The sequence below is a fragment of the Citrobacter sp. Cpo071 genome, assembly GCF_030332765.1.
Classification (GTDB): Bacteria; Pseudomonadota; Gammaproteobacteria; order Enterobacterales; family Enterobacteriaceae; genus Citrobacter; species Citrobacter portucalensis.
The window spans coordinates 33,076-56,948 of the sequence record NZ_JAOWHE010000080.1; the positions used below are offsets into that span (position 1 = coordinate 33,076).

23 protein-coding genes are annotated in these 23,873 nt (G+C 50.6%); 15 read left to right on the plus strand and 8 right to left on the minus strand.

The window, feature by feature from the left end; all coding sequences use genetic code 11:
* Positions 1-37 precede the first annotated feature (37 nt).
* From hypB to OGY09_RS12285, 6 genes are all read left to right on the plus strand, one after another.
* Positions 38-910 (plus strand): hydrogenase nickel incorporation protein HypB, encoded by an 873-nt coding sequence (gene hypB / locus OGY09_RS12260; RefSeq protein ID WP_003037409.1) that lies wholly within the window; start codon positions 38-40, stop codon positions 908-910.
* A complete protein-coding gene (hypC, locus tag OGY09_RS12265; protein WP_032944747.1) occupies positions 901-1,173 on the plus strand; it encodes a hydrogenase 3 maturation protein HypC in 273 nt (90 codons plus the stop codon). Before hypB ends, hypC begins: the two co-directional genes overlap by 10 nt.
* Positions 1,174-2,295: a hydrogenase formation protein HypD gene (gene hypD / locus OGY09_RS12270; RefSeq protein WP_003825899.1), complete on the plus strand. Its 1,122-nt coding sequence runs from the start codon at positions 1,174-1,176 to the stop codon at positions 2,293-2,295.
* The gene (hypE, locus tag OGY09_RS12275) at positions 2,292-3,302 is read left to right on the plus strand and encodes a hydrogenase maturation carbamoyl dehydratase HypE (protein WP_032944749.1); all 1,011 of its coding nucleotides are present in this window, start codon (positions 2,292-2,294) and stop codon (positions 3,300-3,302) included. Before hypD ends, hypE begins: the two co-directional genes overlap by 4 nt.
* Positions 3,303-3,522: 220 nt before the next feature.
* Positions 3,523-5,601 (plus strand): formate hydrogenlyase transcriptional activator FlhA, encoded by a 2,079-nt coding sequence (gene flhA / locus OGY09_RS12280; RefSeq protein ID WP_032944751.1) that lies wholly within the window; start codon positions 3,523-3,525, stop codon positions 5,599-5,601.
* Positions 5,602-5,645: 44 nt separating this feature from the next.
* Positions 5,646-6,074: a TOBE domain-containing protein gene (locus OGY09_RS12285; RefSeq protein ID WP_003825890.1), complete on the plus strand. Its 429-nt coding sequence runs from the start codon at positions 5,646-5,648 to the stop codon at positions 6,072-6,074.
* A 122-nt stretch (positions 6,075-6,196) separates the two neighbouring features.
* Here the strand turns inward: OGY09_RS12285 and OGY09_RS12290 are convergent, their stop codons facing one another.
* The 3 genes from OGY09_RS12290 to dcuC all read right to left on the minus strand — a co-directional run bounded on the left by OGY09_RS12290 (position 6,197) and on the right by dcuC (position 9,741).
* Positions 6,197-6,541 carry a nitrous oxide-stimulated promoter family protein gene (locus tag OGY09_RS12290; protein WP_003825888.1) on the minus strand — a complete coding sequence of 115 codons (345 nt, stop codon included), beginning with the start codon at positions 6,539-6,541 and terminating at the stop codon, positions 6,197-6,199.
* Positions 6,542-6,627: 86 nt separating this feature from the next.
* Positions 6,628-8,322 carry an NAD-dependent malic enzyme gene (locus OGY09_RS12295; RefSeq protein WP_032944752.1) on the minus strand — a complete coding sequence of 565 codons (1,695 nt, stop codon included), beginning with the start codon at positions 8,320-8,322 and terminating at the stop codon, positions 6,628-6,630.
* A 51-nt stretch (positions 8,323-8,373) separates the two neighbouring features.
* Positions 8,374-9,741: a C4-dicarboxylate transporter DcuC gene (gene dcuC / locus OGY09_RS12300; RefSeq protein ID WP_003825883.1), complete on the minus strand. Its 1,368-nt coding sequence runs from the start codon at positions 9,739-9,741 to the stop codon at positions 8,374-8,376.
* 354 nt (positions 9,742-10,095) lie between these two features.
* Here dcuC and OGY09_RS12305 point away from each other — a divergent pair, with 354 nt between their 5' ends.
* Entirely contained in the window at positions 10,096-10,989 is an 894-nt protein-coding gene (locus OGY09_RS12305; RefSeq protein WP_003825882.1) for a MurR/RpiR family transcriptional regulator, read from the plus strand.
* A gap of 46 nt (positions 10,990-11,035) precedes the next feature.
* Here the strand turns inward: OGY09_RS12305 and OGY09_RS12310 are convergent, their stop codons facing one another.
* Entirely contained in the window at positions 11,036-12,406 is a 1,371-nt protein-coding gene (locus OGY09_RS12310; protein ID WP_032944756.1) for a class-II fumarase/aspartase family protein, read from the minus strand.
* 405 nt (positions 12,407-12,811) lie between these two features.
* Between OGY09_RS12310 and OGY09_RS12315 the strand changes: the two genes are divergently transcribed.
* The 8 genes from OGY09_RS12315 to OGY09_RS12350 all read left to right on the plus strand — a co-directional run bounded on the left by OGY09_RS12315 (position 12,812) and on the right by OGY09_RS12350 (position 20,859).
* On the plus strand, positions 12,812-13,852 hold the full coding sequence (locus tag OGY09_RS12315; protein ID WP_032944758.1) for a porin: 1,041 nt from the start codon (positions 12,812-12,814) through the stop codon (positions 13,850-13,852).
* A gap of 10 nt (positions 13,853-13,862) precedes the next feature.
* Positions 13,863-14,636 (plus strand): SGNH/GDSL hydrolase family protein, encoded by a 774-nt coding sequence (locus OGY09_RS12320; protein WP_032944761.1) that lies wholly within the window; start codon positions 13,863-13,865, stop codon positions 14,634-14,636.
* Positions 14,637-14,818: 182 nt separating this feature from the next.
* Positions 14,819-15,736 carry a metal ABC transporter substrate-binding protein gene (locus OGY09_RS12325; protein WP_008785641.1) on the plus strand — a complete coding sequence of 306 codons (918 nt, stop codon included), beginning with the start codon at positions 14,819-14,821 and terminating at the stop codon, positions 15,734-15,736.
* Positions 15,733-16,548, plus strand: a complete 816-nt coding sequence (sitB, locus tag OGY09_RS12330; protein ID WP_003825870.1) for an iron/manganese ABC transporter ATP-binding protein SitB — start codon at positions 15,733-15,735, stop codon at positions 16,546-16,548. Before OGY09_RS12325 ends, sitB begins: the two co-directional genes overlap by 4 nt.
* A 2-nt stretch (positions 16,549-16,550) precedes the next feature.
* Complete coding sequence (gene sitC / locus OGY09_RS12335; RefSeq protein ID WP_008785642.1) at positions 16,551-17,408, plus strand: iron/manganese ABC transporter permease subunit SitC; 858 nt, start codon at positions 16,551-16,553, stop codon at positions 17,406-17,408.
* The gene (gene sitD, locus OGY09_RS12340; protein WP_032944764.1) at positions 17,405-18,256 is read left to right on the plus strand and encodes an iron/manganese ABC transporter permease subunit SitD; all 852 of its coding nucleotides are present in this window, start codon (positions 17,405-17,407) and stop codon (positions 18,254-18,256) included. Before sitC ends, sitD begins: the two co-directional genes overlap by 4 nt.
* Before the next feature lie 163 nt (positions 18,257-18,419).
* Complete coding sequence (locus OGY09_RS12345; protein WP_008785644.1) at positions 18,420-19,142, plus strand: cysteine hydrolase family protein; 723 nt, start codon at positions 18,420-18,422, stop codon at positions 19,140-19,142.
* A 94-nt stretch (positions 19,143-19,236) separates the two neighbouring features.
* Positions 19,237-20,859: a serine hydrolase gene (locus OGY09_RS12350; protein WP_032944766.1), complete on the plus strand. Its 1,623-nt coding sequence runs from the start codon at positions 19,237-19,239 to the stop codon at positions 20,857-20,859.
* Positions 20,860-20,918: 59 nt separating this feature from the next.
* On the opposite strand, the gene OGY09_RS12355 is transcribed toward OGY09_RS12350, so the two are convergent.
* Genes OGY09_RS12355 through OGY09_RS12370 form a run of 4 tightly spaced genes read right to left on the minus strand, consistent with a single transcriptional unit; the run spans position 20,919 to position 23,851 of the window.
* Positions 20,919-21,278: a hypothetical protein gene (locus tag OGY09_RS12355; RefSeq protein ID WP_003825861.1), complete on the minus strand. Its 360-nt coding sequence runs from the start codon at positions 21,276-21,278 to the stop codon at positions 20,919-20,921.
* The gene (locus OGY09_RS12360) at positions 21,262-21,786 is read right to left on the minus strand and encodes a chemotaxis protein CheW (protein ID WP_032944769.1); all 525 of its coding nucleotides are present in this window, start codon (positions 21,784-21,786) and stop codon (positions 21,262-21,264) included. The genes OGY09_RS12355 and OGY09_RS12360 overlap by 17 nt, the downstream gene beginning before the upstream one ends.
* Positions 21,787-21,797: 11 nt before the next feature.
* Positions 21,798-23,474: a diguanylate cyclase gene (locus OGY09_RS12365; protein ID WP_032944772.1), complete on the minus strand. Its 1,677-nt coding sequence runs from the start codon at positions 23,472-23,474 to the stop codon at positions 21,798-21,800.
* A 17-nt stretch (positions 23,475-23,491) separates the two neighbouring features.
* Positions 23,492-23,851: a response regulator gene (locus OGY09_RS12370; RefSeq protein WP_008785648.1), complete on the minus strand. Its 360-nt coding sequence runs from the start codon at positions 23,849-23,851 to the stop codon at positions 23,492-23,494.
* Positions 23,852-23,873 lie beyond the last annotated feature (22 nt).

Below are 23,873 nucleotides of genomic sequence, written 5' to 3' on the forward strand. Positions count from 1 at the left end.
ACAGATGTATCGCAAGTAAAAAGATCAGGAGTGAGCGATGTGTACGACATGTGGTTGCGCTGAAGGCAACCTATATATAGAGGGTGATGAGCATAATCCCCACTCGGCGTTTCGCAGCGCGCCATTTGCCCCGGCGGCTCGTCCGGCGCTGAATATTACCGGTGTGAAGACCTCAAATTTCACCCCGAGCCAGACTGAAGAAGGCGATTTGCACTACGGTCACGGTGAGGCCGGAACCCACGCACCAGGTATGAGCCAACGCCGTATGCTGGAAGTGGAAATTGACGTACTGGACAAAAACAACCGCCTCGCCGAGCGCAACCGTGCCCGCTTTGCGGCCCGTCAGCATCTGGTGCTGAACCTTGTTTCAAGCCCGGGCTCTGGTAAAACTACCCTGCTGACCGAAACGCTGATGAAGCTGAAAGATAGCGTGCCGTGCGCCGTTATTGAAGGTGACCAGCAAACGGTGAACGATGCCGCCCGTATTCGCGCCACAGGCACACCCGCCATTCAGGTCAACACCGGTAAAGGTTGCCACCTTGACGCACAAATGATTGCTGACGCCGCGCCGCGTTTGCCGCTTGACGATAACGGTATTCTGTTCATTGAAAACGTCGGCAACCTGGTCTGCCCGGCCAGCTTCGACCTCGGCGAGCGCCATAAAGTGGCCGTGCTTTCAGTAACCGAAGGTGAAGACAAACCGCTGAAATACCCGCATATGTTTGCCGCCGCATCGCTGATGCTGCTCAACAAAGTGGATCTATTGCCGTACCTCAATTTTGACGTTGAAAAATGCATCGCCAGCGCCCGGGAAGTGAACCCGGGGATTGAGATTATCCTAATTTCCGCCACCAGTGGTGAAGGGATGGATCAATGGCTCTCCTGGCTGGAGACGCAGCGATGTGCATAGGTGTTCCGGGTCAAATCCGCACCATTGATGGCAACCAGGCCAAAGTCGACGTCTGCGGTATTCAGCGCGACGTCGACCTGACGCTGGTCGGTAGCTGTGATGAACATGGTCAACCGCGCATCGGCCAGTGGGTACTGGTCCACGTCGGTTTTGCCATGAGCATCATTAATGAAGCTGAAGCGCGCGATACGCTCGACGCGCTGCAAAACATGTTTGACGTTGAGCCGGATGTCGGCGCGTTGCTGTACGGCGAGGAAAAATAAATGCGTTTTGTTGACGAATACCGCGCACCAGAACAGGTGATGCAGTTGATAGAGCACCTGTGCGAACGTGCCGCCCACCTCTCCTACACGGCTGAACGCCCGCTGCGGATCATGGAAGTTTGTGGTGGTCATACCCACGCTATCTTCAAATTCGGGCTCGACCAGTTGCTACCGGAAAACGTGGAGTTTATTCATGGTCCGGGTTGCCCGGTTTGCGTTCTGCCGATGGGCAGAATCGACAGCTGTGTAGAAATTGCCAGCCATCCAGAAGTGATTTTCTGCACCTTTGGCGACGCTATGCGCGTCCCGGGTAAGCAAGGCTCCCTGCTGCAAGCCAAGGCGCGCGGTGCGGATATCCGTATTGTCTATTCACCGATGGATGCACTGAAGCTGGCGCAGGAAAACCCAACGCGTAAAGTGGTGTTCTTTGGCCTGGGTTTTGAAACCACAATGCCAACGACCGCTATCACCCTGCAACAGGCAAAGCAGCGTGACGTGCAGAACTTTTACTTTTTCTGCCAGCACATCACGCTTATCCCTACGCTGCGCAGCCTTCTGGAACAGCCGGACAACGGTATCGACGCCTTTTTAGCGCCGGGCCACGTCAGCATGGTGATTGGCACCGACGCCTATAATTTCATTGCTTCAGATTTCCATCGCCCGCTGGTGGTCGCCGGTTTTGAACCGCTCGATCTCCTGCAAGGCGTAGTGATGTTAATTGAGCAGAAAATTGCAGCCCAAAGCCAGGTAGAAAACCAGTACCGCCGCGTGGTACCGGATGCCGGTAACGCGTTAGCGCAACAGGCCATTGCCGAGGTGTTCTGCGTCAATGGTGACAGCGAATGGCGCGGTCTGGGCGTTATCGAATCCTCTGGCGTTCACCTGACGCCGGACTATCAGCGCTTTGATGCCGAAGCACATTTCCAGCCAGCGCCGCAGCAGGTGTATGACGATCCGCGCGCGCGTTGTGGGGAAGTGCTGACAGGCAGATGTAAACCACATCAGTGCCCGTTGTTTGGCAAAACGTGTAACCCGGAGACCGCGTTTGGCGCCCTGATGGTCTCCTCAGAAGGCGCATGTGCCGCCTGGTATCAGTATCGTCAGCAGGAGTGTGAAGCATGAGCAGCGTACAACTCGCCCACGGTAGCGGCGGTCAGGCTATGCAGCAGTTGATCAACAGTCTGTTTATGGAGGCTTTCGCGAATCCGTGGCTGGCGGAACAAGAAGATCAAGCGCGTCTGGAATTGGCACAACTGGTGGCAGAAGGCGATCGTCTGGCGTTTTCAACTGACAGCTACGTTATCGATCCGTTGTTCTTCCCCGGCGGCAATATCGGCAAGCTGGCCATCTGCGGTACGGCTAACGACGTAGCGGTCAGCGGGGCTATTCCACGCTACCTCTCCTGCGGTTTTATCCTCGAAGAGGGTCTGCCGATGGAGACACTGAAAACCGTTGTTAACAGCATGGCAGCAACCGCGCGCGAAGCAGGCATCGCCATCGTGACTGGCGATACCAAAGTCGTGCAGCGTGGTGCAGCAGACAAGCTGTTCATTAACACTGCCGGAATGGGGGCAATTCCCGCCAACATTCACTGGGGTGCACAGACTCTCAGCGTGGGTGATGTGCTGCTGGTCAGTGGCTCTCTTGGCGATCACGGCGCAACTATCCTTAACCTACGCGAGCAATTGGGTCTGGATGGCGAACTGGTCAGCGACTGCGCGGTGTTAACACCTCTTATCCAGACGCTGCGTGATATTCCTGGCGTGAAGGCGCTTCGTGACGCCACCCGTGGCGGCGTGAATGCGGTCACGCATGAATTTGCCGCTGCATGCGGATTTGGTATTGAGCTGTCGGAAGCTGCTCTGCCCGTGAAGCCAGCGGTGCGTGGCGTTTGCGAGCTGCTGGGTCTGGATGCGCTCAACTTTGCTAACGAAGGCAAACTGGTGATTGCCGTTGAACGCCAGGCCGCTGAAACCGTGCTTGCCGCGCTGCGCGCGCATCCGTTAGGGTGCGATGCCGCAATGATTGGTGAAGTGGTCGAACGCAAAGGTGTTCGTCTTGCCGGACTCTACGGCGTGAAACGAACCCTCGATTTACCACACGCCGAACCATTACCTCGTATATGCTAGCAGCCGGTTGGCAGCATGCTGTAGGCCGTATAAGACGCATTAGCGTCAACATCCGGCGTTAATGCTGCATTATGCCTGATACCGCTTTGCTGATCGGGCCAACGGATTGTATATCCTGGCCAGTTCAGTGGCAGGCCATCCGGCAATAATTTACGACTTATACCTATAATTCATTTACCGTTTTCGCACCGTTCTGCGGTGCTTTCCCTGGAAAAGCAATATGTCGTATACACCGATGAGTGACCTCGGACAGCAAGGCCTGTTCGATATTACTCGTACATTATTACAGCAGCCCGATCTCCCGTCTCTTAGCGAGGCGCTTTCGCAGCTGGTCAAGCGTTCAGCGCTGGCCGACTGCGCGGCTATTGTCTTATGGCAGGCACAAACGCAACGTGCGCGTTATTTTGCAACGCGTGAAAATGGTAAACCCATCGATTATGAAGACGAAACGGTGCTGGCACATGGTCCGGTACGCCGTATTTTGTCTCGCCCTGATGCGTTGCACTGCAACTATCATGAGTTTACGGAAACATGGCCACAATTGGCTTCAGGTGGACTGTATTCTGAATTTGGCCACTACTGCCTGCTGCCACTGGCGGCAGATGGGCGCATCTTTGGCGGTTGCGAATTCATCCGTAACGAAGACCGTCCGTGGAGTGAAAAAGAATATAACCGTCTACAGACCTTCACTCAGATAGTCGGCGTCGTTGCTGAACAAATTCAAAGCAGAGTCAGCAACAACGTCGATTACGATCTGCTGTGTCGTGAGCGTGACAACTTTCGCATCCTGGTCGCCATCACCAATGCCGTGCTCTCCCGACTGGATATTGATGAGCTGGTCAGCGAAGTCGCCAAAGAGATCCACCACTACTTCGACATCGATGCCATCAGCATCGTGTTACGCAGCGATCGCAAAAATAAACTCAGTATCTATTCCACTCACTATCTGGATGAACATCATCCGGCACACGAACAGAGTGAAGTGGACGAAGCGGGAACGCTCTCTGAACGGGTCTTCAAAAGCAAAGAGATGCTGCTGATCAACCTGAGCGAACGTGACATCCTTGCCCCTTACGAACGGATGCTGTTCGAAACCTGGGGCAACCAGCTACAAACCCTGTGTCTGCTACCGCTGATGTCCGGCAATACTATGCTCGGCGTACTCAAACTGGCACAGTGCGAAGAGAAAGTTTTCACTACCGCCAACCTCAAGCTATTGCGCCAGATTGCCGAGCGTGTGGCAATTGCCGTGGATAACGCCCTCGCCTATCAGGAGATCCACCGCCTGAAGGAACGTCTGGTCGATGAAAACCTGGCGTTGACTGAACAACTCAACAACGTAGAGAGTGAGTTCGGCGAAATCATTGGTCGCAGCGAAGCGATGTACAGCGTACTCAAGCAGGTCGAAATGGTGGCGCAAAGCGACAGCACCGTCTTGATTCTGGGTGAGACCGGAACGGGTAAAGAGCTGATCGCACGAGCCATTCACAACCTGAGCGGACGTAACGCCCGTCGGATGGTGAAGATGAACTGCGCGGCAATGCCTGCCGGATTACTGGAAAGCGATCTGTTTGGTCACGAGCGTGGCGCGTTTACCGGTGCCAGCACGCAGCGGATTGGTCGTTTCGAGCTGGCAGATAAAAGTTCGCTGTTCCTCGATGAAGTTGGCGATATGCCGCTGGAGCTTCAGCCTAAGCTACTGCGGGTTCTGCAAGAGCAGGAATTTGAACGTCTGGGCAGTAATAAGCTGATCCAGACCGACGTGCGCTTGATCGCCGCTACCAACCGCGATCTGAAGAAGATGGTTGCCGATCGCGAATTTCGTAACGATCTGTATTACCGGCTGAACGTCTTCCCGATCCATCTGCCGCCGCTGCGTGAGCGCCCGGAAGATATTCCGCTGCTGGTAAAAGCCTTCACCTTCAAAATTGCTCGTCGGATGGGACGCAATATCGACAGTATTCCTGCCGAGGCTCTGCGCACGCTGAGCTGTATGGAATGGCCGGGTAACGTGCGTGAGCTGGAAAACGTGGTAGAACGTGCGGTTCTGCTTACCCGGGGCAACGTACTGCAACTGTCCCTTCCGGATATTGCCCCTTTGACGCCGTCCACGCCTCCGGTGGCAACCGAAGTCGCGCAGGACGGTGAAGATGAATACCAGTTGATTATGCGCGTACTGAAAGAAACCAACGGGGTGGTTGCCGGTCCCAAAGGCGCGGCACAAAGGCTGGGGTTGAAACGTACAACGTTACTCTCACGCATGAAGCGATTAGGCATTGATAAGGATGCACTGGTTTAGCCAGTGTGGCTATACTGGGTGATATCTCAACGAAAGGAGGCAGTATGGCGGTATCAGCACGTAATCAATTAACCGGTACGGTGAGCGCAGTCGCTACGGGCGCAGTGAATGATGAAGTTGAACTGACGCTGGCTGGCGGCGCAAAACTGGTCGCGATTGTAACCCATAGCAGCCAGCAGGCGCTGGGTCTGGCGAAAGGGAAAGAAGCAATTGCCCTGATTAAAGCGCCATGGGTGACGCTGGCAACTGAAGACTGTGGTCTGAAGTTCTCTGCCCGCAACCAGTTTGCTGGCAGTGTTTCCCAGGTCACAGAAGGCGCAGTCAACGCCACGGTACATATCAAAACTGACGCAGGCTTCGAGATTGTTGCCGTCGTCACCAACGAAAGTCAGCAAGAGATGAAACTGAGTCAGGGAAGCCGTGTTGTTGCGCTGATCAAAGCCTCAGCTATTCTGATTGCCACCAAAGCGTAGTCGCCATTCATCACCACATGGCTAAGTTGCCCGATGGCGCAATGCGCATCGGGCCTACGCGACAGATGCACTTATTCTCGTAGGCCAGATAAGGCGCAGCCGCCATCCGGCGCACAGCGACCTTATTTTTTCCGCTGGTACTTCTCGGGTAACTCCGGCACTGGACGTTTGTCATCAATCAGGTGACGTACGGTCAGAATCGGGTGACGCCAGAGCATTCTCGGCCCAGCCCAACGCATAATTTGCTTCATCTCTTCGCGTTTAGCAGGTTGATAACAGTGCACAGGACACTGTTTACAGGCCGGTTTTTCCTCACCAAATACGCACTTGTCGAGGCGCTTTTGCGCATAGGCAAATAACGCATCGTAATGCCCCGGCTCGTCTGAAGCCTGCGGGCACTGGCTCTCGTAGAGCGAAATCATTCTCTGGATCGTCATTTTTTCACGTGCAATGCGTTTGCCGGACATGATGCCTCCACAATTAAGTTGCATAAATAATACACCTTAATCATGAAGGCAACCAAGACCCGAGTACCACTTACTCGTCACAACGGCTAAATTGCCCTGCGTTTATAAGGACGGTAGTGTGGTAACCAAAAGTTATCTTTTATGCTTTGCAACAGCGCGTCGTCGCTCATCTTCTCTGCCACGCCCGACAGCTGCGCTGCCTTACCGACCTCAAAGGCAATGCTGCGGGTCACCTCACAGATTGTCTCAATCTCCGGCAACAGAGCACCTTCCCCGTTACGCACCAACGGGGAAGCATCGGCCAGCGCACGGCTTGCCGCCATCAGCATAGCCTCTGTTACGCGTGTCGCACCACTGGCGATAGCCCCCAGACCGATGGCCGGGAAAACATACACGTTATTACACTGCGCCACCGGAATGGAGCGTCCATTAAATTCAATCACACCGCAGGGACTACCGGTCGCGATGATGGCCTGTCCCTCGGTCCAGCGAATGATATCTTCTGGTCGCGCTTCCATTCTCGAAGTGGGATTCGACAACGGCATAACGATCGGGCGGCCGCAGTATTGGTACATCGTGCTAATGACCTCCTGCGAGAACAATCCAGCCTGACCCGACACACCCAGCATCACCGTGGGTTTGGCATTGTGGATAACCTCCAGTAGCGACGGTGCCAGCCCCTCAAACTGCCAGTAAGATACGGCCTCGGGAGACTGCGCCAGCGGCTGCTGGAAATCAGCTAAGGCATTATTGCTGGTCATCACCAGACCGTCGCGATCCACCATAAAAATGCTCCGTCTGGCTTCGTCCTCGCTCATTCCTTCACTGATGCGGCAGGCAATAATATGCCGGGCGATCCCACATCCTGCAGCACCCGCCCCCACAATTACGATTGATTGCTGACGGAAGTCACGACCGCTGCCTCGGCAGGCCGCAACCAGAGTCGCCAGAGCTACCGACGCCGTGCCCTGAATGTCATCGTTAAAACAGCACATCTCATCGCGATAACGGTCCAGCAGCGGCACCGCAGTATGCTGGGCAAAATCTTCAAACTGCAGCAGAACGTTAGGCCAGCGCCGTTTTACGGCGGCAATAAACATTCCAATAAATGCGAAATAGTCTTCACCAGTTATGCGCGGATGACGCCAGCCGATATAGCGCGGATCGTCCAGCAGTCGCGCATTATTCGTGCCGACATCCAGTAAAATAGGTAGCGTATTCGCCGGATTTACCCCGCCACAGACGGTATAGAGCGACAGTTTCCCGATAGGAATCCCCATACCGCCAACGCCCTGGTCACCTAGCCCCAGAATGCGCTCACCATCGGTGACGACGATGACCTTGATATCGTGCCGCGGAATATCATGCAAAATATCGTCAATACGATCGCGATCGGGCCAGGAGATAAAGACACCGCGTGCACGACGATATATCCACGAGAATTTTTCACAGGCGGCCCCGACTACCGGGGTATAAACGATGGGCAGCATCTCTGGAAGATGCTTTTTCAACAGGTAATAAAATAACGTTTCGTTAGTATCCTGGATATTACGCAAGTAAATATGTCGAGCGTTGTGGGATTCAGCCTCAAGATATTGTTGATACGCCCGTTCGGCTTGTTCATCAATATTCTCAATGGCACAAGGCAGTAGCCCACTCAGGTTAAAGTCATACCTTTCTTGCTGCGTGAAGCTGCTTCCCTTGTTTAATAACGGAGATTCAAGCAGTAACTTCCCCGTAAACGGGACGTATAAAACATCGTTTGTCACGTTGCCATCCATAAATTACAACCAGATAAAAAATAAGAGCCTGCATTAGCAGGCTCCAGGGATTCAAATCAGGACATAGTTGGCAACCAGCATCGCCGCGATACCGGCCAGCGCTGGAAGCAGCGTTCTTCTGACGATCATAAACGGTGAACATTCTCCTGCTTTACTCACCGCAATAATGATTCCAGCCACTGGGGACATTGAGCGCCCCATTCCCGCCATTAACTGCATAGGCAGGATCATATTGACTGCACTCTCACCAAATTTTGCTGCAATGGAGGGGGCCAGGCCGGAGAAAGAGAAAAAGGCGGCAACGCCAGAGCCCGTCAGGACGGCGGTTACACCCACCAGTGCGGTCATCACCAGGGTCATGCTGGTAAAGCCCAGTCCTGCGTTTTGCACTGACTGTAACAGGTAGTCCACCGCACCAATTTTCTGCAGCCCCTGGGCATAGATATCCGCACACACCAGCAAGGAAACGATGCTGGTAAACATGCTGCCCATCCCTTTGAAAAAGACCTGTATCCCTTTGCAGCAGCTTTTGAAATCTCGGGTAGCCACCAGTTCAAAGAAAAATGCGACGACAGCGCCAAGGATCATCGCCGTGACCACGTCTATTTTGATGGACTTGATAACCAAAGGGCTAAAGACCAGCACCAGAACGACAGGCAGGACGGGTAACAGCGCGTAAATAGCGGGTACCTTTCGGCCTTCTTCTTCCGCTTGCGCCACGCTTTGCGCCCCCGGTACGAAGCCATCTTTTTTGTCGAAATACTTCGCGGTAAAGTAAATCACCACCGCAACGGCCAGCATCACCACCACCGCAACCGGCATCTGGTAATGCGCAAAGTAGATCGCGCTTTCCATGCCAGCATGTTTAGCCGCCAGATTCGCAGTACCTACCGCGGGCCCTAGATCCATAAACGCGCACAGACCAATCATCGCGGCCGCAGAGGCTTTACTGACCCCCAGACGAACCAGAACCGGGAAGAATGTCACCAGCAGCAACATCGCCAGTCCCGCCGCACTTGAAATTGCCACATGCAGAAGCTGTGCGCAGATATACCCCAGCGCAAGGATCAGGTAAGGCGCTTTAATCACCTGCAGCGGTCGAATGCACATATTGACCATCGCATTCGACGCTTTAATGTGATCCATATAGCTGGCAAATCCACCCGCAGCCATGATGATAAGACCAATACCTGCAATTTGTGTGGTGAGCGATTCTTTTGCAAAGCTAAAGATATCCAACCAGGTTGACCCCGTGGATTTTGCTTTATCGTAGAGAATGCTGTTTTCAGGATAAAACAGTACGGTAATGGTCAATAATGCCAGTCCAGCGAGTAATAAAACAGTTTGCGGCTGATAATTTTTCACAATTAACCATGCAGCAATAACTGTTATCACTATTGCTATAATAAACGCTGTCATAATAACAATTCCTATGCCATACAAATCGGGTAGGGTTACCTGTCATATCATCATAGCTTATATAGGATAGTAAAAAATCACTCCCATATATAAGCAGCTATAATATGTACGTAAATTTATCGTATTACATGCTCAAATATTGAGATTTAATTGTAATGGGTTGTGTGGTTGTAAAATACGGGAAAGGTGTTTTCCCACCTCTTTTTGTGAGTAAGATCGCAACTACATCTGAATGTAGTCGCAGACCTCAGAAAAGGCTGGATGCGGGTTTCCAACATATTCATTCTATGATTGACGTCGAAAGTGTATTACCCTATAACAACGTTGATATACAATAGTCATCGGGTGTTATCCATGTACAAAAAAAACACGTTAAGTCTGGATGAGTATAACTTACTTACTCTTAATATGGGTGATCTAACTGAATCTGAGTGCCGACTCAATGAGTACATTAATAAACACTTCAATGAACTTCCCTATCATGGCATTGTTGACCTCTCGCAAAATGCGATGGTAAGCAAAGCAACCATTGGCCGATTTTTAAATAAGATTGGGTTTACGGGTTACGCCGCTTTTCGCAAAGCATTAGACATTACGCTGTCAAAAAATAAAATATCCGCACCTTTTGAGAAAAACATCAAACTACGTAACAATCCCAGCATTACCACTGAAAGTATCGTTACTGATTTCACCCATAAAGTATCAGAATTATTTAATCAATTTAAAAATAATATCGACATTGAAAGCCTTAATGCGTTTATCGATCTGGTACTGAACAATCAACGTCATATTTATGTCGTCGGTCCGTCATCATCTCATGCAATGGCAACGCATTTTTGTACACTGTTAAAGTACTTTCGCAGTGACATCACCCTTTTACCGACGGACATCAGCGAACTCCCCAAATGTCTCATCAATATTGAGGAAGAGGATGTCCTGATTGTGTTCTCCTACTATCGATTTAATCGGGTTGCCCTCAATATTGCAAAGTGGTTCAGAAAAAAGAACGCCGTCGTGGTACTGGTTACCAACTCAGAAGCGAACCCTTACGGTAAATTTTGCGATCTGCAGTTTGTTCTTCCCAGCGACGTACAGTCCATTTTTCAAAGCCGTATACTCGGCTTCTTTTTTATCGAACTCATATTGCATCTGGCTTATGAGAAAGGAGATAACGAGGGGAATTTTGCACAACTTGAAGAGTTATTTGTCTTTTTCGAAACGTTTTCTGCATCAGCACACAACACTTAGCACCGCCAGCCGCCAGGAGAGTTATCCCTCCCGGCAGCAAGACAAATCAGGCAATCTCTACCGTTTTCACGCGCTCGAACTCAGCTAAAGTTTCAGCGATTAGCGCGTCGTTAGCCCCGATATATGACAGCGGCTCGCAGGCGGTGGTAATTTCCTCTACAGACAATGATGCGCGGATTTCCGGGCTAGCCTGCACGATCTCCATGAAGCTGTGCTCTCCAGTTGCATGCTTTAGCAGGTTTTTCACTAAGTTATAGGCGGACTCTCTGCCGATTTTGGCGGCAAGTCTCATCGTCAGTGATTCCGACATAATAAAGTGCTTTGAGCAATCGAAATTAGCACGCATCTTCTCTTCATTAATAATGAGATGCGAAAGCAGATTCTTTGCGCGTGTCAGGCTGGTCGATAAAGCATTTGAGGCCTCCGGGAGGATTGTCCAGTTTAATACCCTCATTGAGGCGGCTCGCACATCCTGTTGATCCAGCATTGCTGGGGCGCCAGACGCATACATCCATCCCATCCTTGCCAGCGTTTGCATCATATTACTGGCGCGCGGATTAACCTTGTGCGGCATCGTGCTCGACCCTCCACCACCTTCTCCCTCAAGCACTTCAGCAATCGGCGTGCGTCCCATTGTTTCGACATCGTTGGCCAGACGACATAGCGTGCCGTGAACAAGGGCAAAAAACTGCACAACTTCAACAACCGCATCCTGGCTGGCATTATTAATACCGCAGGGTACGTTCAGACCCAGTGCCAACATCAGTCGTTCACGTGTTTCCATTCCCTGCTCTCCTACGGAGGCCAAATTACCTACCGCGCCGCCAAAGAGCCCGGTTACAGCTCGCGGGTACAGCTGCTGAAGTCTTATCAGATGGCGGTTAATCTCTGCCAGATAACTGCAAACATGCAGCCCCCACGTTGTCGCAGAAGCATCCACTGAATTGGTGCGTGCAACCATCACCGTTCGGGTATGACGTATTGCCATCGCTTTCATTGCCTCGCCAACATCGAGCAATTGCTCGCGCAGCAGCTGCAACGTTTGTTGCAGTCTCATCGCCATGCCAGAGTCCAGCAGATCCTGGGTAGTACATCCCCAGTGCAAAAACTGACTTACTAAAGGTGTACCGCAAGCAGAGATCTGATCGATCAGCGGTTTTATCGCCATACCAACCGTCTGTGTTTCCTGTGCAAGGGCCGGCCAATCTATCCGTATTTCCCTACACGTTTTTTCAATTTCGACGGCGGCTTGCTCAGGGATAATCCCCTGCTCACCTTGCACTCGAGCGACGGTTGCCTCAAATCGCAACCAACACCGCAGCAGATTGTCGTCAGACCATATTTCCCGCATCCGACCTTGGGTGAACAATGAAGAATAAAGATCAGAATCAAATACCGTTGTTTGCTTACCGAACATACAGCGCCTCTCCGGCCAATGAATGCATCATAATCGAAAATGTGATTAATCAATTTTGCAGGATCTGTTTTCCAGATTATAGGGGAAAATAGTATTCCCACCCAAAAAACGGCCATGAGAATACAATATTCCCATTTTCGTTTTTTCCACCAAGTAGAAATGAGATGTACTTCACAGTAATTTGTGAATTACATTCCAAGCAGGCGTAATATTTCAGCAGAAATGCGCATTAAATATAAAAACCATTAATACAATAGTGAAATTAGTGATATTTATGCGTGAATAATCACATTTCATTACGAGAAAAAATAATTCCCATACCGCTGACACTCCTTTTCCACAAACAATTACCTCGCTGTGAACTTTATTTATGGTCAGGAAACTAATGCTGGTTTGAGGGATGACATGAAGCTAAAAAATTATTCACTAATATTACTTATGGGTATGAGTTCCTCGGCGTTCGCCTTAAACGTCTATAATAAGGATGGCAATACTCTGGATATCTATGGCCGCGTTGAGGGAAAAATAGCAAGTGGTCAGAATTCATTTGCTGGCAGTGAAAGCCGAAGCGATCTGGGTGGCCGTGTAGGTATTTACCTCACCCGAGATCTGGATCTTCTGCCAGATACCAAAATCGTGGGTCGCCTGGAATGGCAGGTACGTACCGAAAAAAATGATAACAATACCGGTGAAAGCGATATGGAGGCCCGTTATTCTTATGTCGGTCTGTCAAATAAAACATGGGGTGAACTGATCACCGGGAGAACCAAAAATCCGTTGTATCAGGTAATGAAAATGACCGATAAGTACAAAAATTTCACCCCTAATATCTATAGCTATGGCATTACAACCATTGATGATTCATACCAGTTCAACCGCCAGGACGGCACCGTACAGTGGAACGCCAAATTTGCTGGCAATGAGATTCAGCTGGCGTGGGTTTCTGGGAATGGCAACAGCGATAACGAAGCCCTGGATTACGGCGCGATGGCCAGCTATCGCAAGTCTTTCAAATTTGGTGATTTTAGAATTACACCAGCACTCGCGGCCAGTCGTTACAAACGACAGGATGGCGTAGTGACCACCGATGGGCGTAATCAAAACGATCAAATTATGGGAGGATTACAACTCAGTTATAAAGCCTATGAAGTCGCGGTAACCGCATTGCGTACTTCTATTTCTCGCGATAACAAAAGTGATAATAATTATAAAGGGATGGATTCACTCATTTCCTACAATTTTGGCACCGTCAAGGTTCTCACCGGATATAGTTTTTTAAATGAAGATGGTAAAGATATTGCTGAAAAAGAAGACTGGCGTGCTGAAGCGCAATTAACATTGGCTGAGGATACGTGGTTATCATTTACTTACGATAAAGAATTCGCCAGTAAGAACAAAAAAACCAATGATGATGCGCTCATCGTTGGACTCCGTTACGACTTCTAAGAGATAACCGATGAAAAAGATAACTTTACTTGCTGCAGCAACGGTCCTGGCACTGAGCAGTATCTGCGCTCACGCGGATACGTTATTAGCGCCTTCCGCACATGCTAAAATGGATGGCGAGAATAAAATCGTCGCGCTTTATGGAAACTCGTTCACGTTCTATAACAATAATATCAATACCCGATTACGGGATTTGACGCAGTCTTTACTGCCTGATCATGCCAAAGGCTATAAATATCGGGGGATCACGATTTCCAGCGGTCATTTAGGCTGGCAAATTGAGAATATGCGCTACCAGAACACGTTACAGAAATGGGATGTAGTGGTATTACAGGGGAACTCCACAGAAACAATTTCAAAGAAAGAAAGTACCCGGAAAAATTTCGTTGACTCTGCAACCCAAATGGCTGAGATGGCGCATAAAGCAGGTGCAAAAGTTGTCTATTTCATGACCTGGCCGAAGAAAGCTAAACCCGAAGATGGCCAAAAGCTGGCGGATGCTTATATCTCCATTGCGCAAAAAACGGGGGGATATGTGGCTCCGGTAGGTCTCGCTTTCGAGAAAGCGCGCAAGACCCATCCGGAAATTAACTTGTATTATCATGATGGTGTACACCCTTCTATTTCTGGTACATATCTCGCCGCTTGCGTATTCTTCGCCACCCTGTACAACCAGTCTCCTGTCGGCGGCGCGCTTCCTGTTGATACGGACATGACCCCTGCCACCGCCAAAGCGTTACAACAGGTAGCATGGGAAACCGTTACTGAGTTCCAAAAGTCATAATCACCGGGTTATTCATCCCCAACACGCCGGCAATCGTGCCGGCGTAAAATACATTATCCCCCGTCTATTCCTTAGCACCCTACGCAAATAAGAATTATTTTCATTTGTTTATGCCATGTGCTATATAACATAGCAAAGGCTATATTCGATGATAAATTAACCACTTTGTTGCGAGGGATACTATGCCGCATCTGCCCCATCTGAAGTCATTTCTCCTTGCCAGCGTGTTAACAGCGCTGACGCTGTCACCCGCCTGGGCGAAAGAAAAATTCAAAGTGGTGACCACCTTTACGGTGATTGCCGATATGGCAAGCAATGTAGCAGGTGACGCGGCGGACGTTAGTTCTATCACCAAACCGGGTGCTGAAATTCACGAATATCAACCAACCCCAGGCGATATTAAACGGGCGCAAGGCGCACAGCTTATTCTCTCTAACGGTCTAAACCTCGAACTATGGTTTTCCCGCTTCTACCAAAATTTGTCCGGCGTACCAGAAGTGATGGTCTCAAACGGCGTGCAGCCAATGGGCATCAGCGAAGGGCCGTACAACGGTAAACCAAACCCGCATGCCTGGATGTCAGCGGAGAACGCGCTGATCTACGTGGATAACATTCGCGATGCGCTGATCAAATATGATCCGGACAATGCCGCAACCTACCAGAATAATGCGCAGAATTATAAAGCGAAAATCCAGCAGACCCTGGCGCCACTACATACAGAACTGGCAAAGCTCCCTGCTGATAAACGCTGGCTGGTCACCAGCGAAGGCGCATTCTCTTATTTAGCTCGTGATAACAATCTCAAGGAGCTGTATCTGTGGCCGATCAATGCCGATCAGCAGGGTACGCCCAAGCAGGTACGCAAGGTTATCGATGCCATCAGAGAGCATCATATCCCAACGGTATTTAGCGAAAGCACCGTGTCCGACAAACCAGCGCGTCAGGTTGCCCGTGAGTCTGGCGCACATTACGGCGGCGTGCTGTATGTCGATTCGCTCAGTGCAGCCGATGGTCCGGTACCGACCTATCTGGATTTACTGCGCGTCACCACGCAAACCATTGTTAACGGCATCAACAAGGGTCTGGAGAGCCAACCATGAGTCACTCTGCGATTACCGTAAATCAGGTTACGGTGACGTATCGCAACGGTCATACCGCATTGCGGGACGCCACTTTTCAGGTTCCGGGCGGCTCAATTGCCGCGCTGGTCGGCGTAAACGGTTCGGGAAAATCAACGCTTTTTAAAGCGCTGATGGGTTTTGTCCGCCTGGCGCAGGGGGAAATCTCAATTCTGCAACAGCCGGTAAATAAGGCGCTCAAACAGAATCTGATCGCCTATGTCCCCCAGTCAGAAGAGGTGGACTGGTCGTTTCCGGTACTGGTGGAAGATGTGGTGATGATGGGACGCTTTGGCCATATGGGCTGGCTGCGTCGACCAAAACAAATTGACCACGCCTGCGTAGATGCGGCGCTGGCGCGAGTTGATATGCTGGATTATCGCCATCGTCAGATAGGTGAACTGTCCGGTGGGCAGAAAAAGCGTGTTTTTCTGGCAAGGGCCATTGCACAGGACGGACAGGTTATTTTACTGGATGAACCCTTTACCGGCGTGGATGTAAAAACCGAGGCCCGGATCATCGACCTGCTGCGTGAACTGCGTGATGAGGGTCGAACCATGCTGGTCTCTACCCATAATTTGGGATCCGTCACCGAGTTTTGTGATTACACGGTGATGATTAAGGGCACGGTGCTGGCAAGTGGACCCACCGAAACCACCTTTACCCCCGAGAATCTCGAACTGGCATTCAGCGGTGTACTGCGTCACGTTGCGCTGAGCGGCGGTGAACAGCACGTAATTACCGATGATGAACGCCCGTTTATTTCGCGACGCACGGCAAACGAGGGGGAATAACCATGAACTGGCTAACGGAGCCGTTTGGCTACCAGTACATGCTCAACGCCATGTGGGTCTCGGCAATGGTCGGCGGCCTGTGTGCGTTTCTCTCCTGCTATCTGATGCTCAAAGGCTGGTCGCTGATTGGCGATGCGCTGTCGCACTCTATCGTGCCGGGCGTGGCAGGCGCTTATATGTTAGGGCTTCCCTTCGCGCTTGGCGCATTCCTTTCCGGCGGACTGGCGGCGGGCAGTATGCTGTTTCTTAATCAACGTTCGCGCCTGAAGGAAGATGCGATTATCGGACTGATTTTTTCGTCTTTTTTCGGTATCGGGCTGTTTATGGTGTCGCTCAATCCGATGTCGGTGAATATTCAGACCATTATTCTCGGCAACGTGCTGGCGATTGCGCCAGAAGATATTCTGCAACTGGCCATCATCGGGGTTATTTCGCTAACCATCCTGTTTTTGAAGTGGAAAGATCTGATGGTGGTTTTTTTTGATGAAAACCACGCGCGCTCTATCGGTCTGAATCCGGGCCGGTTGAAGCTGTTATTTTTTACGCTGCTCTCCGTTTCCACGGTCGCCGCGCTGCAAACCGTCGGCGCATTTCTGGTGATTTGCCTGGTGGTTACGCCCGGTGCAACGGCCTGGCTGCTGACCGATCGTTTTCCACGCCTGCTCACTATCGCCGTAGCTATTGGCAGCCTGACCAGCTTTTTCGGCGCCTGGCTGAGCTACTGGCTGGACGGTGCAACCGGCGGAATTATTGTCGTTCTGCAAACGCTGCTGTTCCTGCTGGCATTTGTCTTCGCGCCAAAACACGGTCTGCTGGCGAATCGCCGCCGCGCCCGTCTGGTGAACAAGGAGTCAGTATGATCTTAACAACGCTGCTGGAACCCTTTCAGTTTGGTTTTATGGTCAATGCGCTGGTCATCTCCACCATTGTCGCCGTGCCCTGCGCGCTGCTGTCTGTATTTTTAGTACTCAAAGGCTGGGCGCTGATGGGCGATGCAATGAGCCACGCGGTTTTCCCGGGAATTGTACTGGCGTGGATTGCGGGCATCCCACTGGCAATTGGCGCATTTATCGCCGGGCTGTTCTGTGCGGTGGCGACGGGTTATCTCGACGATAACAGCCGCATCAAACGCGATACCCTGATGGGAATCGTCTTTTCCGGCATGTTTGGCGCAGGGCTGGTGCTGTACGTCTCTATCCAGTCAGAGGTCCATCTCGATCATATTCTGTTCGGCGACATGCTGGGCGTATCGTTCAGCGACATCATACAAACCGCGGTTATTACGCTTGGGATAGCGCTTATTATTGGGCTTAAGTGGAAAGATCTGCTGCTGCATGCGTTCGACCCGCATCAGGCAAAGGCCAGTGGGCTTAACACTGCACTGCTACATTACGGCCTGCTGTGCATGATCGCCCTGACGATTGTCGCCACGCTAAAATCAGTAGGGATTATTTTGTCGATCTCCTTACTGATTGCGCCTGGCGCCATTGCGATTTTAATGACGCGGAAATTTTCCCACGCCTTGTGGCTGGCGGTGATTATGTCGGTCGTTACCTCGTTTATGGGCGTGTACCTGTCTTTTTTCATCGACAGTGCACCGGCCCCCACCATCGTCGTACTATTTTCACTACTGTTTGTGATGACCTTTATTTATTCCACCCTGCGCGACCGTCGTTTAGAACGGCGACGCCAGCAATACGACCTCTAACGGAGTGGGCAGTGATATGCCCACTATCGTTATTAGAATACGTAATGACAATATTCCCAGCGTCCTGAACAAATGCCCCGTTCTGAAACCATGCCATATTTACCAGCGCTATTTAATAATCAGATAGTCACTATCACATTAGATAAAAATACAGGTAAATTTTATGAGCAAGATGAGCATGTCAGAAATCTATTCTGAACCAGAGGCCTATGGCTTACCACGCAAAGGTATAACACTTAATAATAAGGAAGCTGCGTTGGTGGTAGTCGATCCACAGATCGATTTTTTAAGCCCTCAGGGTATTGGCTGGGAGGTTTTTAAAGACAGCATTATTGAAAATAATACTGTAGAAAATCTCGAGACGTTGTTCAAAATGGCAAAAGAAGCACAAATGCCTGTTTTTATTTCTCCACATTATTACTTTCCGCACGACCATAAATGGCAATCTACCGCTCCGGGAGAAACATTTATGCACGGCACTGGAATGTTCAGTCGTAAAGGTCCACTGACGATGGAGAATTTTGAAAATTCCGGCGCAGACTTTTTACCGCAGTTTAAGCCATATATTTATGATGGCGAAACGGTCATTGCCTCACCGCATAAGATTTTCGGACCAGAAACCAACGACCTGGTACTGCAATTAAGAAAACGCGGTGTCTCACAGGTCATTCTCGCCGGTATGGCTGCCAATCTGTGTATTGAATCCCATATGCGTGAATTGATTGAGCAAGGTTTTGAAGTTGTCGTCGTTAAAGATGCGACAGCGGGTCCGCGCATTCCGGAAGGTGACGGTTATCTCGCCGCTCTAACCAACTACCGCATCATTGCCAATGATTTATGGGACACCGACACCACGGTTGAAAAGGTAAAGGCAGCAGCTAAGTAATAGCTATGAGTACGGTTACCGAGGGTAATTGTATGTACAACATCGCTCATCCATTAGCCATCAAAATAAATTTCATTAAGCGCGGAACTTTTCCATGAATCTTAAGTTAAAGGTTATTTCGGCATGTATTTTACTTTCCATGTCTGTTTCAGCTACTCAGGTATTGGCCGCTGCCAGTACAAATGAGACAACTTACTTAGTTAACCGTGGTGATCCACAATTAAAGGTCAACGGCAAATATATCGATCAGATCATTGCCGAGGTAATGGCGAAAAATAATCTGCCGGGTTTATCCATGGCGATTGTTCAGGCGCCTTATATTCCGCGCTCAGCGGGATACGGTCTGGCAACGGCTGCCAATGATGAGCTTGCTTCCACCAAAACCATGTGGGGAATTGGCCCTATCACGCAGGCTTTTACTGCAGTCGCAGTAATGCAACTGGTAGAGCAAGGTAAATTGGATCTTAATACTCCTGTGAGTGTTTATTTGCCTGGCCTGCCGGAAAACTGGCATAACATTACGATTCTGGAATTAATGCAGCACTCATCCGGGATCCCTGATTTCAGATCTTTCGGCTATAAACAAGAGCAAAAATATACACCTGCGCAGCTGGTGGATCTTGTTAAAGATAAACCGCTCGAATTTAAAAATGGCACGGACATCAACTCCAGCGCAACTGACTTTATCCTGTTAGGAATGGCTATCGAGAAAGTCAGCGGAATGAGTTACGTAGACTTCGTCAACAAATACCAAATTGCGCCGTTAGGTCTGCAAAGCACCATGTTCGCAAAAGACATGCCAACGAAAGCATTCCTTGATCGCCCGACGCCTGATAAGCAACATAATCAGCATTCGAAATTTAAGTCAGAAATTGACTGGATCAACCCTGTTGAGCCTGCAACAGGTTACGTCGCAGCGGGTGACAAACTGGCGCCTGTCAGCGCGATCGCCACTGATAATCTGTTCGCCTACGGTGGTCTGTGGTCGTCAGCGGAAGACATCAGTAAGTGGGATATCGGTCTTGCCGGCAGCACGCTGGTTAAAGACAAAAAGCTGCGCGACATTATCTATAGCCCGGCAAAACTGAAAAATGGCAAAGTCGTGCCTGCCATGGCCGGCTGGGAATTTACCCGCCATCCTGGTTTTCTGGAAATCAAAGGAACCACAGGTGGCTTTAGTGCCTATCTGAGCCGCTTTACCGCCGGTGATGAACTGGTTTGCGTGACAATGCTGACCAACAAAGAAGGCGTAGACATGACTCAGGTGGCTCGTGATATCGCTGAAGCCTATAAAATCGGGCTGGGTTCTGGGTTAAATTCAGAGAAGATCAAAAACCAGGAAAGTAAATTCTCTGTCGATGAGACGGTCTCCCGTCTGAAAGCCATTCTGAAAAGCGAAGGCGTTCCGGTATTCACTGAAATTGATCACGAGAAAAATGCCGAGGGCGCGGGAATGAACCTGAGGCCAACGAAAGTCCTGGTATTTGGTAACCCTAAAGTCGGCACAAAACTGATGCAGGATAAACAGGGTGTCGCGCTGGATCTGCCGTTACGTGTCTCCGTATGGCAGGATAAGATCGGGCGAGTTTGGGTCGGTTATGAAAACCTGGATGACGTAGCAAAAACCTACGATCTTCAGGACAAGCAGACCATTGATAAGATTGACAACTTTATGACTAAGCTGGTCAGTCGGGCTGTTGATGCTTATATCCAGTAACGGGATTTAGCACTCCCAGCCTTCTCATGCTGCGGGACCGTTAAAGCTCCCGCAGCGTGTCAGCGCCAGCTTAATAGCGGGCTAAACGCCTCACGTCCCACCAGGGCACGAAGCGCAGGCAGATGACAGTTACGCGCCAGAAGCGGAGGTACGGCAAAAATAATGTCGCCGGAGAGCATCACATTCTCAAGTTGTCCCCACAGGTACCAGCCAGTTTCAACGCCACTGTCCGGGACGCGTAAATGCAAATGCCATCCCTCCTGCGGCTCATCAGCAATCCCCAGCCATTGGCTAAATCGGGGGATTTCAGGCACAACCTGAGTCACTAACGAACACACACCAACCTGGTTTGCCGGTATATACAACGTTAGCGCTCCCAAAGTAATACGTACCGCCGCCAGATTAGTGGGAGCCGTCATAACCGCTGGTCTCCTGATAACGCTCAAAGACCAGATTCAGATCGAGCAGCGTGTACCAGGTTTCCATCACGTTAACCACCCCCACAGCGATGCTTTGTAACGCCGGGGGCAACGAATCTCCTGGCAAATGAATCTGGCTTTCGGCGACTTCCAACACATCAATCAGTTTATCTATCAGGATCCCACTTTGCATTTTCTCGGCGCATCCAATCAAAATAGTGCGCTTACCTGCCGAATTGACGGTAGGTTTATCGATCAGGCTGTCCAGTCTCATTACCGATTCCACCCGTCCACGATAGTTGATGACCCCTTCAAGCATTGGCGCGCAACAGGGAACCCAGGAGATCGGGCGCTCTGCAAGGATCTCTTTAATTTGCGCCCCATAGAAGGCAAAATTTTTACCCGCCAGTTGAAATAACACCAGCGTACGCTGGGGTTCATCAACGTTTTCACACTCCGGCTTTTCACCATGGTTCAGCGCAAGAATCTGCTCCAGCTGTTGGCTCATATTGACTCCTTTTACTCGGCAATGCAGAAAGTGTTACGGCCATTTTGTTTCGCGGCATACAGCGCCTGATCGGCGCGTTCGCGTAGCGTTTCAATCCGATCGCCAAACTGCCACTGGGCAATACCCGCGCTGAAGGTACTGTGAAAACTGGCGTCGTTAACGGAAAATGTGACCTGCTCGTAATCCCTACGCAATCGTTCGACCACGCGCGCGGCCTTGTCACTGCTGGTGTTGGGCATAATGATGACAAACTCTTCACCACCATAACGGCCAACGATATCGGTGCTGCGTAAGCGATGGGAGAACAACTGCGAAATACCGACAATTACCTGGTCACCGACCGCATGACCGTAGGTATCGTTAATACTTTTAAAGCGATCCAGGTCCACCATCACCATACAAAACGGGTTGCCGCTGTAGTTCGACTCGGCAATCGCGCTTTTGAGAAAATGGGTGGTCGTTGAGTGGTTATATAACCCGCTCAGACTGTCCTGCGACATGCGGGCACGCAGGACGCGCATTCTTTCCGCGCGAATCGATACGGCGCGGATCAGCTCCTCAGGGTCGCTCTGTTTGAGGATAAAATCCTCCGCGCCGATGCTCATTGCTCCCAACTGCGCATGCTTGTTGGTCTCGCTGGAGAGATAGGCGATAGGCAGGCCAATATGCTGCGGTATTTGGCGAATCAGTTTTGTCAGTTCCTCACCGCTGAACTCCGGCATGTGATAATCCATCAACACCAAATCGATCGGCTGCGCATTGAGTACATGCAGTAGATAGTGAGGTTTTTCCAGCACATGCACTTCCATGCCCGCCAAGCGCAGCATCTCCGCGTTGTATTCAGCCACCGCCGGTTCGTCATCGATCAACAATACCTGGTAAGGCTTTTTCAGCGACGGTTGAGTCAGGCGATGAAGTTCCTGGACTAAATCGGTTATAGACGCAGGTTTTACGTAGTAGCCATCGCAGCCAGATTTGATGGCGTTGACGCGGGCATTGAAATCGCTATGACACGAGAGGAACAGCACAGGGAAAGGTTTGCCCACTTTTTGTTTCAAATCCGACATTGCCAGCGGTCCACCGTAGGCGTTGTCCGGAAAGCTAACATCCATAATCACCACGGCAGGCGGTTGCGACAATACGGCCTGAGTGAAATCCTGCGTGTTCGCGAACGCATGGCAGGTAAAACCAAAACAGCGCAGTTGGGTCGCGAGAAGCTCGACCTGGTCAATATCATCATCACACAGGTAGATAGGCTTACTGGCCCGCCGAACATATCCCTCTTCCGGGCGCTGCGCGGTGATCGGTAATGTGAACTCCGTATCGCTGATACGATGTTCAAGATTGAGCTGCTCCTGTGTCAGGGTGTACAACCACCTGATGATTCGCCGCAGCTCATCGTAATGCAATGTGCTTTGCTCTGTTTCCGGTTCTGTTAGTAAACGCTCACCTTCTGCTGAGGCATTCGCCAGCGGGCTAAAGCCAAAGGACCCTGCCGAACCGTGAATACTGTGCAGCAGGATATGTAGCTGTTTGCGACAGGCTTCGCTAGGCTCTGCGACCAGTTGAACGAGTAATCTTTCCGCTTGTGCCAGCATGTCGGGAATTCGGCGTAGAAACCCCTGCCGCAAACGCGCTATTTTTTCCTGCGCTGCCGCCATCGCTATATGCTTATTTTCTTGTTTCATCAAACACGTAGGCTTATTCAGTTAATCGCAGATGGTTGCAGTAGCGCATTGACAGCAGCCCCCAGATTTTCCGCGAGGTTTTCATCTTTTTTCACCCAACGGTCGTACAGAGCGTCGCTGCCCGTTACTTCATTGGCACTCAGTAAAATAAAAGGCTTAGCCCAATCCTGAGCGCGTAACAGCGCCAGCAAATCCAAACCACTGATCTCTGGCATATGCAGATCGCTAATCACCAGGTCGATGTTGTTATCCGAGTCCAGGCACGCCAGGGCGGAAATCGCGCTTTCCACAATCACCACATCGTAGCCGTCCATTTGCAAAAATATGGATGCCAGTTCAGCCGCAAAAAGATCATCATCAACTAATAAAATTCGCATTTTCTCTCTCGATTTTGCGCCA